The 9,544-nt window shown below is 71.0% G+C and carries 11 protein-coding genes; 2 read left to right on the forward strand and 9 right to left on the reverse strand.

The window, feature by feature from the left end:
* The 7 genes from Q7W29_14235 to Q7W29_14265 form a co-directional block, all read right to left on the reverse strand.
* Positions 1-690 (reverse strand): hypothetical protein (locus Q7W29_14235; protein ID MDO9172981.1); only part of this gene is annotated, 690 nt, incomplete at its 3' end.
* Positions 691-766: 76 nt separating this feature from the next.
* Entirely contained in the window at positions 767-1,357 is a 591-nt protein-coding gene (locus Q7W29_14240; protein ID MDO9172982.1) for a hypothetical protein, read from the reverse strand.
* A 103-nt stretch (positions 1,358-1,460) separates the two neighbouring features.
* The gene (locus Q7W29_14245; protein ID MDO9172983.1) at positions 1,461-1,967 is read right to left on the reverse strand and encodes a metal-dependent transcriptional regulator; all 507 of its coding nucleotides are present in this window, start codon (positions 1,965-1,967) and stop codon (positions 1,461-1,463) included.
* Positions 1,968-2,065: 98 nt separating this feature from the next.
* Positions 2,066-2,725, reverse strand: a complete 660-nt coding sequence (locus Q7W29_14250; GenBank protein ID MDO9172984.1) for a hypothetical protein — start codon at positions 2,723-2,725, stop codon at positions 2,066-2,068.
* On the reverse strand, positions 2,722-4,551 hold the full coding sequence (gene pepF, locus Q7W29_14255; protein MDO9172985.1) for an oligoendopeptidase F: 1,830 nt from the start codon (positions 4,549-4,551) through the stop codon (positions 2,722-2,724). Before pepF ends, Q7W29_14250 begins: the two co-directional genes overlap by 4 nt.
* A 26-nt stretch (positions 4,552-4,577) precedes the next feature.
* Positions 4,578-5,189 carry a nitroreductase family protein gene (locus Q7W29_14260; GenBank protein MDO9172986.1) on the reverse strand — a complete coding sequence of 204 codons (612 nt, stop codon included), beginning with the start codon at positions 5,187-5,189 and terminating at the stop codon, positions 4,578-4,580.
* A 110-nt stretch (positions 5,190-5,299) separates the two neighbouring features.
* Entirely contained in the window at positions 5,300-6,271 is a 972-nt protein-coding gene (locus Q7W29_14265) for a GGDEF domain-containing protein (GenBank protein MDO9172987.1), read from the reverse strand.
* A 146-nt stretch (positions 6,272-6,417) separates the two neighbouring features.
* On the opposite strand from Q7W29_14265, the gene djlA reads away from it, so the two are divergent.
* On the forward strand, positions 6,418-7,167 hold the full coding sequence (gene djlA / locus Q7W29_14270) for a co-chaperone DjlA (GenBank protein MDO9172988.1): 750 nt from the start codon (positions 6,418-6,420) through the stop codon (positions 7,165-7,167).
* A 2-nt stretch (positions 7,168-7,169) separates the two neighbouring features.
* On the forward strand, positions 7,170-7,985 hold the full coding sequence (mutM, locus tag Q7W29_14275) for a bifunctional DNA-formamidopyrimidine glycosylase/DNA-(apurinic or apyrimidinic site) lyase (protein ID MDO9172989.1): 816 nt from the start codon (positions 7,170-7,172) through the stop codon (positions 7,983-7,985).
* A 60-nt stretch (positions 7,986-8,045) separates the two neighbouring features.
* On the opposite strand, the gene Q7W29_14280 is transcribed toward mutM, so the two are convergent.
* Together Q7W29_14280 and Q7W29_14285 are read right to left on the reverse strand one after the other, a co-directional pair.
* Positions 8,046-9,299 (reverse strand): NAD(P)/FAD-dependent oxidoreductase, encoded by a 1,254-nt coding sequence (locus tag Q7W29_14280; GenBank protein ID MDO9172990.1) that lies wholly within the window; start codon positions 9,297-9,299, stop codon positions 8,046-8,048.
* 5 nt (positions 9,300-9,304) lie between these two features.
* On the reverse strand, positions 9,305-9,544 hold a 240-nt coding region (locus Q7W29_14285), incomplete at its 5' end, for a hypothetical protein (protein ID MDO9172991.1).

The raw sequence follows: 9,544 nt of genomic DNA on the forward strand, positions 1-9,544 counted from the left end.
GCTCTGCTTGAAGTAGCCGACCGAGACGTCCACCGGCAGCATCGGCAGCCAGTAGTTCGCGCTGGCCGCCAGGCCGAAGCCCCACAGCTTGATCTTGCCGACGTCGCCGGCGTCGATGTCCGGCAGCCAGCGCACGGTCGCCTGCAGGCCCATGATGCCGCCGACCGAGGCCTGGGGCATGACCAGGGGCACGTAGTCCAGGTCGACCAGGCTCTCGATGCCATCGGCCGTGTAGACGGGCAGGCCGGCGTAGTAGGCCGTGATGGTGCCGGTCTCGTCCTCGCTGCCGAAGACCGAGGGACCGCTCATGACCAGGGTGCCCTCCTCGCCGTAGCGGGGATCGAGCGGGTCGATGCCGTAGCGCTCGTCCAGGGTCACGCGCTCGGCCGTCTGGAAGGTCTTGGCCTCCTCGTCGAGCTTGGTCCCCATGGCCTTCAGGCCGAAGGTGAGCGTGAACCGCGTGCCGGGGATCGCCGCGGTGTGGAACAGGGCGCTGTTCTGGTTGGCGCCCATCCCGGTGACCAGAGGAGCCAGGTAGCCGCGGGCGTACTGCTCGCCCACGTCTTCGAGCAGGGCTTCGAGGTCGCCCCCGTCATCGTCCTGCGCCAGCGCGGGGACGGCGCCCAGGACCAGGACCAGCAGGCCGGCCAGCAGCATCCAGGCCCGGCCGTATTGCAAACATGTCTTCATCGTCGTCCTCCTGCGACAGGTGATTTCGGAACCTGCGGCGAACCTAGCACACACCCCGTTATCAGGGCCAGGACTATCAGGATTCCGCCCGCATCGCCGTGGGGCCCGCGGTTTCCGAACCGAGGAACATCGACCACTGGGCCAGGGCCAGGTCCGAGACGATCCAGGGCGAGGAGTCGCCGAGCTTGCGGACGACGGTGCCGGGTTCGGCGTGGCCGAGGCGTTCGCGGTGATGGCGGGCGATGCCGGGCAGCAGGACGCTCACGACCGTGAACAGACGCAGGGATCCGGGCGTCCAAGTGACGAGGTTGCTGTTGCCGCGGTGCGCGACCTGGGCGCCGTACCGGCGCAGCTCCGTCGCTTCGTCGGCGGTGAGGGCGGGCACGTGCCAGGGGCCGGCGGGCGTCGCGTGCAGCCGCACGAACCCCGGCCGGCGGTAAGAGCCCAGGACGAGCCGGCCCTGATCGTCGCTCAGGGTTTCCAGCAGGCTGACCGAACGCAGGCCCGCAACGGACTCGTCCGGCAGCACCGCGAGCACGCGCTGGACATCTCGTTTGTCGAGGGAGTGCCGGAGGGAGGCGGCGAGCGGCGTGACGATCACCCGCGCCGGGCGCCGGGGCAGCTGCGCCATGCCGTCTTCCGGTCCGCCGGTGTCTGTCGACGTCACGGCACCTCCTTCGGGGCGGCCGCCCGGGAAGGGCGGGGGGGACCACCCCATGATACCCGAGCCGGGCGGCCGGGGCAATCGGGGCGACCGCCACCCGGTCGCGTCAGGCGTCGCCGGCGCCCTGCGGGGGCGAGATCAGCTCGCAGGCCTGGCAGTGGGGATCCTGCTCGGACTTCGCGCGGCAGAAGTAGCCGAACCCCTCCACCCACTCGGCGCTGCCGCGCGGGCAGCGCTCGGTGTAGTCGATGAACTGGACGAGCCGCTCGACGATGACCCGGGGCATGGCGTGCTCCATCTTGCAGGCGGCGTCCTCGGCCGTGGCACCGTCGACGCCCAGGATGCGCACGAAGAACGCGTTGAGCGCCCGGTGCCTGCGGATCACGTCGCGGGCCAGGGTCTCGCCGGCCGCCGTCAGCGTCACCACGCCGTAGGGTTCGTAATGGATGAGGTCCTTCTGGGACAGGATGCGCAGGGCCTGCGTCACCGACGAGCTGTTGACGCCGAGCCGCTGGACCAGGTCCTTCGAGCGCGCGACGCGCTTCTCGTCGATGACGTGCGAGATCGCCTCCAGGTAGTCCTCCTGGCTGGCGCTGAGCTGCTGCTCGGCCATGGCCGCCCCTTCGGGATAAACAAGAAATGTTTGTCTGGATCACAATAACGCCGGGAGCGGCGCTGTCAACCTCGGCGGGGGGCGATCAGTAGGTCCAATCAGTAGGTCAGGGTGACCGAGCGGAAGAAGTCGCGGATCTCGGGATCCTCGAACAGGGCGTCGTCCTCGCTCCAGGCGGTCACCACGAGCATCCGCCCGCGGTGGAGGTAGCCCTCGTACCAGGCGGAGCGGGTCCCGCCCGCCTCGCGGCAGAGGGCGAGCACGCCCTCCATGCCGTCGCGGATGACGGGGGTCTGGCGCACGATCTGCAGGCGGCGGTCGCTGATGCCGCGGGCGACCGCGGCCGTGACGTCCTCGACCGTCAGGGAGCCGCCGTCCGGCCGCTCGAACCAGACGCTGACCGAGCAGCCGTGGGAGGTGTCGCCTTCGCGGTAGCACTCCGCCCGCACGACGGCGTCGCGACCGTCGCCCGCGGACGAGGGCACGGCCCGCGTCCGGATGCGGGCGCAGCCCGACGGCCAGGTCGCGATGAACTCGCCGTCGGGGTTGGCCAACCTGGAGGCGGTCTCGATGGGCTTCAGGCCGTTGTCGACGACGTCCGGCGCGGTGTCGGCGGTCGCGCGTCCCGCGTCGGCGGTCCCGACGTCACCGGTCGCGGTGCGGTCCTGCTTGTCCTTGCCGCCGCAGCCGGCGAAGAACGCCAGGAGCGCCAGGAACACCAGGCAGGCGGCGGCGCGCAGCGGGAATCTCGCGGTCATCGACGATCCTCCACGGCCAGCAGGGCCTCCATCTCGTCCATCAGCGCGCCGAAGACCAGGAACACGTCGCGCACCGGCTCGTCCGTCGTCACGTCGACGCCGGTGCGCAGGAGCGTTTCGACGGGGTGGCGGCTGCAACCGGACCGCAGGAACCCGAGGTACTCCCCGCGCTCCGTCTCGCCGCCCTCCAGCACGCGGCGGACCAGGGCCGTGGAGGCCGAGAACGCGGTCGCGTACTGGTAGACGTAGTAGTTGTAGTAGAAGTGCGGAACGCGGCTCCAGGTGCGGGCGCTGCGCGCCTCGTCCAGCACGACCTCCGGCCCCCAGTAGTCCCGCAGGAGGCCCAGGTACAGCTCGTCGAGGCGGTCCGCCGTCAACGTGCCGTCCTGCTCGCCGATACGGTGCACCGCCAGCTCGAATTCCGCAAACATCGTTTGGCGCACGACCGTGCCCAGGATCTGGTCGAGGTGGTTGTCCAGCAGCGACAGGCGGCGGGCCGGGTCGGTGGTCGTCGCCAGCAGCCGCCGCTGCAGCAGCAGCTCGTTGAAGGTCGAGGCCACCTCGGCGGTGAAGATCGGATAGTCGCTGTAGACATAGGGTTGCGAGTGCGTGGCCATCCAGCTGTGCAGGGAGTGGCCCATCTCGTGGGCCAGCGTGAAGGTGTCGCGCAGCTGGCCGCTCCAGTTCAGCAGGATGTACGGGTCGGTGCCGTGGATGCCGCTGGAATAGGCCCCGCTGCGCTTGCCGGCGTTCTCGTGGACGTCGATCCAGCGCTCGGCCAGGCCCCGGCGCACGATCTCCAGGTACTCCTCGCCCAGCGGCGCCAGAGCTTCGCGGAGCAGCCCGCAGGACTCGTCGTAGGTGTAGGTCGGCTCGCCGTCGGGGAACATGGGCGCCGACAGGTCGTGGTCGCGCAGCTCCTCCAGGGCGAGCACCCGGCGCTTCAGCCGCGTGTAGCGGTGCACGAGCGGCAGCTGCGCGCGCACCGCGGCCACGAGGTTGTGGTAGACCGGCACGGGCACGGCGTTGCGGTGCAGGGCGGCCTCCAGCGTGCCGGCGTGCCGGCGGGCGCGGGCGAAGAAGACGTGGTTCTTCACGTTGGCGTCGAGGGTGGCCGCCAAGGTGTTGCGGTGGCGCCCGTAGGTGTCCAGGAAGGCGCGGAAGTTCTCCTCGCGCACGCGCCGGTCGCGCGAGCGGGAGAACTTCTGGTAGCGGGCCTTGGTCAGCGCGACCTCGCGGCCCGCCTCGTCGCGGATCGCGGGGAAGACCAGGTCCGCGTTGTCCAGGGCGCCGAAGATCGTCGACGCGCCGCGCGAGATCTGACCGGCCGCCGCCAGCAGCGCCTCTTCGGACGGGGGCAGGGTGTGGGGACGGCTGCGTCGCAGGTCGGCGAAGTGGTGGTCGTAGAGGCCCAGGCGCGGCTCGGCCGCACGGCAGACCGCCAGGGTTGCGTCGTCCAGGGCGAGGAGTTCGGGGTCGTACCAGCTCGCCGCCTCGGCGAACCGTACCCCGAGGGTGTCCGCCCGCCCCTTGCGCTCGGTGTGGGCGCCGATGCGCGTGTCCTCGTCGCTGCGCAGGTGGGCGTAGACGTGGACCCGCTCCAGGCGGTGGCGCACGTCGAGCACGCGTTCGGTGGCCTCCAGGAGCGCGGCGGCGGACCGCCCGAGGCTGCCGGACAGGGCGGCGATCCCCTCCAGGTCGGCCGACACGGCGGCGAAATCGCGCTCCCAGGCCTCCCAGTCCGGGTAGATCCGGCTCAGGTCCCAGGTCTGGTCTTCGGGGATGTCCGCGCGCTCGCGGCGGGCGGACGGATCGGCTGCGGCCATGCGGACCCTCCGTGCGGGTGCGGGCGTCAGGCGTCGGGGAAGCGCTCGCGGATCACGACCTCTTCCAGAGGCAGCTGGCCGCCGCGCGGCTGGGGGTGCTCGCGGCGCTTGCCGACGGCCACGGCCATGACGATCTCGTGGTCGGGCGGCAGGTTGACCAGCGCGGCGGCCTCGGCGAAGTCGAAGCCGACCATGGGGCAAGTGTCGTACCCCATCGCCTTGGCCACGAGCATGATCGTCTGCGCGGCCATGCCGCCGGAGCGCAGGACCTCGTCGTGCTGCAGGTCCTCGCGGCCCTCGTAGGCGCCGACGATCAGGGGCACGATCGCCGCGCGGGCCGCCTCGGGCGCGTGGCGCCAGTAGCGGCCGGGGTCGCGGGCGTGGGCCTTGCGGTCGCCGCAGATCAGGATCACCAGCGACGCCTCGGCGAATTGGGCCTGGCGCCAGCCGATCGCGCGCAGCCGCTCCTTGCGCTCCTGGTCGGCCACCAGCACGAAGCGCCAGTTCTGGAGGTTGAACGAGGTGGGCGACAGCACCGCCGCCTCCATCAGCCGGCGGATCTCGTCCTCGGACATGCGGTGCGCGGGGTCGAACTTCTTGATCGAGCGGCGCTCGGCGACAGCCGTGAAGACGTCCATCCGGATCCCTTTCACCGAAGGCGGCGGCGGGCCGGCCCGGGGCCGGCGACGAGAAGTAGATGAGTACACGCGAAAGACGGCCGCGTCAACGAGGGGGGCGTCCGCGGCGCTCAGACGACCACGTGCAGGGGCACGCTCTCGATGCGGTTGCGCCCGGAACTCTTGGCGCAGTAGAGGGCCTGGTCCGCCAGTTCGAGCAGCTCCATCGCGCCCAGGCCCTCGCGGTAGCCGGCCACCCCGCCGCTGATGGTCCGCGAGTCGCGCCCTTCGGGGAACTCGCGCGTGACCGGCAAGGTGAACACGAGCTGTTCGAAGCGCATCCGGATGCGTTCGGCTACGGTGATGGCGTCGTCGAGGCCCGTGTCGGGGAACAGGACGACGAACTCCTCGCCGCCGAAACGGAAGGCACGGTCGTAGTCGCGGATCGAGGCGCGCAGCAGCTTGCCGAACCTCGCCAGCATGCGGTCGCCCTCGAGGTGCCCGTGCAGGTCGTTCCAGGTCTTGAAGTGGTCGATGTCGAGCATCAGCAGGGACAGGTGGCGCCGGCGGTGCTGGCAGCGCTGCACCTCGTGCTCCAGGCTCTCGTCGAGGAAGCGCCGGTTGAACAGGCCCGTCAGCGGGTCGAGGTTCATCTGCTCGCGGATGCGGTGGTTCTCCAGGTCGAGGTCCTCGAGCGAGCTGGCCAGGTCCCGGGTGAAGTTCATGGCGCTGTGGACCTCCCGCTCGTTGCGGCGCAGCAGGTGGACCATGTTGTTGAATTCCTCGCCCAGTTCCTCGACGATCGACGGGCGGGCGTCCTTGTAGACGGGACACTCTTCGCAATCGATGGGGAAGCAGAGCGTGTCCGGATGGGAGCGGCGGCGGCTCTCGCGCACCCGCTGCCAGCAGCGCTCGTGGCGCTCGCCGGAGACGAAGCACATCGCGGGCCCGGACCGCAGGGGGTCGCGGGAGCGGCCCAGGCAGAGGTTGTCGTAGAACACTTCCTCGCCGTCGGCGAGGCGGGTGAACAGCGGCAGGATCTCGTCGCGGATCCTCTGGATCTGCAACTGCTCGAACACGACGTCGTGCGCTTCGCCGGCCATCAGCGGCACCCTCCCCGGTCGGCAGGCCCGACCGCCCCTCGAAATCCCGCGCGAGTGGACTCCAGCAACAGCAGGGACTATCATCGGCCGTTCCGGGAACGGCTTGAACATGGATCGCAGGGTCGGACGAGGAAGGACGGACGGGAATGGGCCTGCTCGGCGCGCTGTTCGGCGGCACGGTCGGCTTCATGCTGGGCGGACCGCTCGGGATGATCATCGGGGGCGCGCTGGGCTCGCAGACCAGCGCCCAGGTCGTGCGGACGGGCGCCCGCGGCGCCGGCGTCCAGGACACCCAGACCGCCTTCCTGGTGGCCGTCATCAGCCTGGCGGCCAAGGTCAGCAAGGCCGACGGGCACGTCTCCGAGGCGGAGATCCGCACCTTCGACGCCTTCCTGCGCGACCACCTGCGGATGTCGCCGGAGGACCGCCGGATGGCCGGCCGCATCTTCGACGAGGCCCGCGACAGCCCCATCCCGGCCGGCGACTTCGCCCGCCAGGTGCGCGGCGTCATGGGCCAGGCCCCGGATCGGCTGCGCCTGATCGTGACCCTGCTGCTGCAGATCGCCCACGCCGACGGCCGCATGCACCAGGCCGAGGACGAGATGATCCGGGGCATCGCCCGCGACCTGGGCCTCACCGACCGCGACTACCAGGAGTGCCGCGCCCTGTTCGCGCCCGTGCAGGACAGCCTGGAAACCGCCTATGAGGCGCTGGGCGTGGCGCCGGACGCCACCGACGACGAGGTCAAGAAGGCCTACCGCCGCCTCGCGCGCGAGTACCATCCCGACATCCTGCAGGGCAAGGGCATGCCCGAGGAGTTCCTGCAGTCGGGCAAGGAGATGCTGCAGAAGATCAACGCGGCCTACGACCGCATCAAGAAGGACCGGGGGTTCTAGCCGTGCCCGAACTGCCGGAGGTCGAGAGCGTCGCCCGCGCCCTGCGCGCTGCGCTGACGGGCCAGCGCCTGACCGGGATGCGCGTGCGCCACGCGGTCTGCGTGGAGCCTTCGGCGGCAGCCGTGCGAGGCGCCGTGCTCGGCCGCACGCTCGACCGCGTCCACCGCCGCGGCAAGTACCTCGTCCTGACCTTCGGGCAGGGCGACCCCGCGCCCGCCCACCTGATGCTCCACCTGCGGATGACCGGCCAGGTCCTGTTCGAGCCCGCCGACCGCCCCGACCGCCACGTGCACCTGGTGCTGGACTTCGACGGCCGCGAGGTCCGCTACCGCGACGTGCGCAAGTTCGGGCGCTGGACCCTGGTCGACGACGCCGAGAACCCGTCGGCGCTGGACCACGTCGGGCCCGACATGCTGGAGATCCGCTTCGCCGCCTGGGCCGACCGGCTGCGCCGCCGGCGCGCCCCCTTCAAGTCCGTGCTGCTGGACCAGGGGGTCGCCGCCGGGGTGGGCAACATCTACGCCGACGAGGCCCTGTTCCGCGCCCGCATCCACCCCCTGCGGCGACCCGCCGACTGCGACGACGCGGAGCTGCGCCGGGTCTTCGACGCCGTGCGCGGGGTGCTGCGGCTGGCGGTCGAGCACGGGGGGACCACGTTCCTGGACTTCCGGGACTTCCACGGGCAGCCCGGGAATTTCCGGCGCAAGCTGCGGGTGTTCCAGCGGGACGGGGAGCCCTGTCGGGACTGCGAGGCCGAGTTGGAGCGGATCGTGGTGGGGGGACGGGGGACGCATTTCTGCCCGGTGTGCCAGCGCTGACGACGGGGCGGACCCTCAAAATCGCTCTTATATGTATTTTAATGGATCATTTTTTGGATATCACCCATCGTGAAGGTGACTCGCCACGGCGCTCCCCGCCAGCCACCCCGTCGTCCAGCAACCCTGGAAGTTGAACCCTCCGGTCACCCCGTCGACGTCCAGCAGCTCCCCCGCGAAGTACAGTCCCGGCACCAGCCGGCTCGCGAAGGTGCGCGGGTCGACCTCGCGCAAGGCCACCCCGCCGCAGGTCACGAACTCCTCCTTGAACGGCGACTGCCCGTCGATCGACAGGTGGGTGCGCTTGAGATCATCGGCCAGGGTGGCGGCCTCGTCGCGGGTCAGCTCGGCCCAGATGCGGCCGTCGGGCATGGCCGTGCCGTCGACCAGGGACTCCCACAGCCGCTGCGGCAGGACGACCGGCGCCAGGGTGCGGACCTGCCGGCGGGGGTGGTCGCGGCGCGCCGCGGCCAGGGCCTCACCGACGGCGGCTTCGGCGACCGCCGGGATCCAGTCCACCAGGACGTCGAAGCGGTAGTCGAGCGCGTGCAGCTCGCGCGCGCTCCAGGCCGAAAGCAGCAGCACGGCGGGGCCGCTCAGCCCGTCGTGGGTGACCAGCAGGGGACCGCGGCGGCGGTGCTTGGTGCCGGCGAGGCGCACCTCGGCGTCGGTGAAGGCGATGCCGGCCAGGTCCCGCAGGCGCGGGTCGCGGCAGCGGAAAGTGAAGAGCGAGGGCACCGGCGGCGCGACCGTGTGGCCGAGTTCCGCGGCGGCGGTCCAGCCGGCGTTGCCGCTGCCGCCGCCGGTGGCCAGCAGCAGCGCGCGGGTGCGCAGGGGGCCGGCGTCGGTCTCCAGGGTAAATCCACCATCGGCGTCGCGGGCAGCCGAGCGCAGGCCGCAACCCAGGCGCAGTTCGACGCCCGCGTCGCGGGCGGCGCGCTGCAGGGCGTCGACGACGGTGTGCGAGGAGTCGGTGACCGGGAAGAAACGGCCGTCGGGCTGGGCGCGCAGCTCGACGCCGTGCCGCGCGAACCAGGCGACGGTCTCGGCCGGGCCGAAGCGGGAGAAGGGGCCCATCAGCTCGCGGCCGCCGCGCGGGTAGAACGTCGCGAGCTCGCGCGGGTCGGTGCGGACGTTCGTCACGTTGCAGCGGCCGCCGCCGCTGATCAGCACCTTGCGCAGCGGCTCGCGGCCGCGCTCCAGGACGATCACGCGGGCCGCTGGGGCCAGCTCGCGGCAGCGGATGGCGGCGAAGACGCCGGCGGGGCCGGCGCCGGCGACCACGAAGTCAGCTGCTGCGGACGAAGCGCTGGGCATCCTGTTCACCATTCGTCCGGTTTGGCGATCAATCGTCCGCTGGGAAGAGTTACCGGATCTGGGAACTGGTGGGCCAGATAGCGTTCCTTGCGGATCTGGAACGAGACCGACACCAACTGGGCGAGTTCATTGTTCTTTCGTTTGTATGGAAATCCGAAACAGATTCTTTTTGTAGGAAACAGCCGCGTTGTCGTCCTCACTCCAGGCGCCAAATCCGTATCCCCGGTGATGAGCACGATGGTGTC

Source organism: bacterium, assembly GCA_030654305.1.
GTDB lineage: Bacteria > Krumholzibacteriota > Krumholzibacteriia > LZORAL124-64-63 > LZORAL124-64-63 > PNOJ01.

Coding starts and splice junctions, on each gene's coding strand:
- Q7W29_14280 (MDO9172990.1), bottom strand. CDS start 9,299: ATGCCCAGCGCTTCGTCCGCAGCAGCTGACTTCGTGGTCGCCGGCGCC.
- Q7W29_14265 (MDO9172987.1), bottom strand. CDS start 6,271: ATGGCCGGCGAAGCGCACGACGTCGTGTTCGAGCAGTTGCAGATCCAG.
- Q7W29_14260 (MDO9172986.1), bottom strand. CDS start 5,189: ATGGACGTCTTCACGGCTGTCGCCGAGCGCCGCTCGATCAAGAAGTTC.
- Q7W29_14250 (MDO9172984.1), bottom strand. CDS start 2,725: ATGACCGCGAGATTCCCGCTGCGCGCCGCCGCCTGCCTGGTGTTCCTG.
- pepF (MDO9172985.1), bottom strand. CDS start 4,551: ATGGCCGCAGCCGATCCGTCCGCCCGCCGCGAGCGCGCGGACATCCCC.
- djlA (MDO9172988.1), top strand. CDS start 6,418: ATGGGCCTGCTCGGCGCGCTGTTCGGCGGCACGGTCGGCTTCATGCTG.
- Q7W29_14245 (MDO9172983.1), bottom strand. CDS start 1,967: ATGGCCGAGCAGCAGCTCAGCGCCAGCCAGGAGGACTACCTGGAGGCG.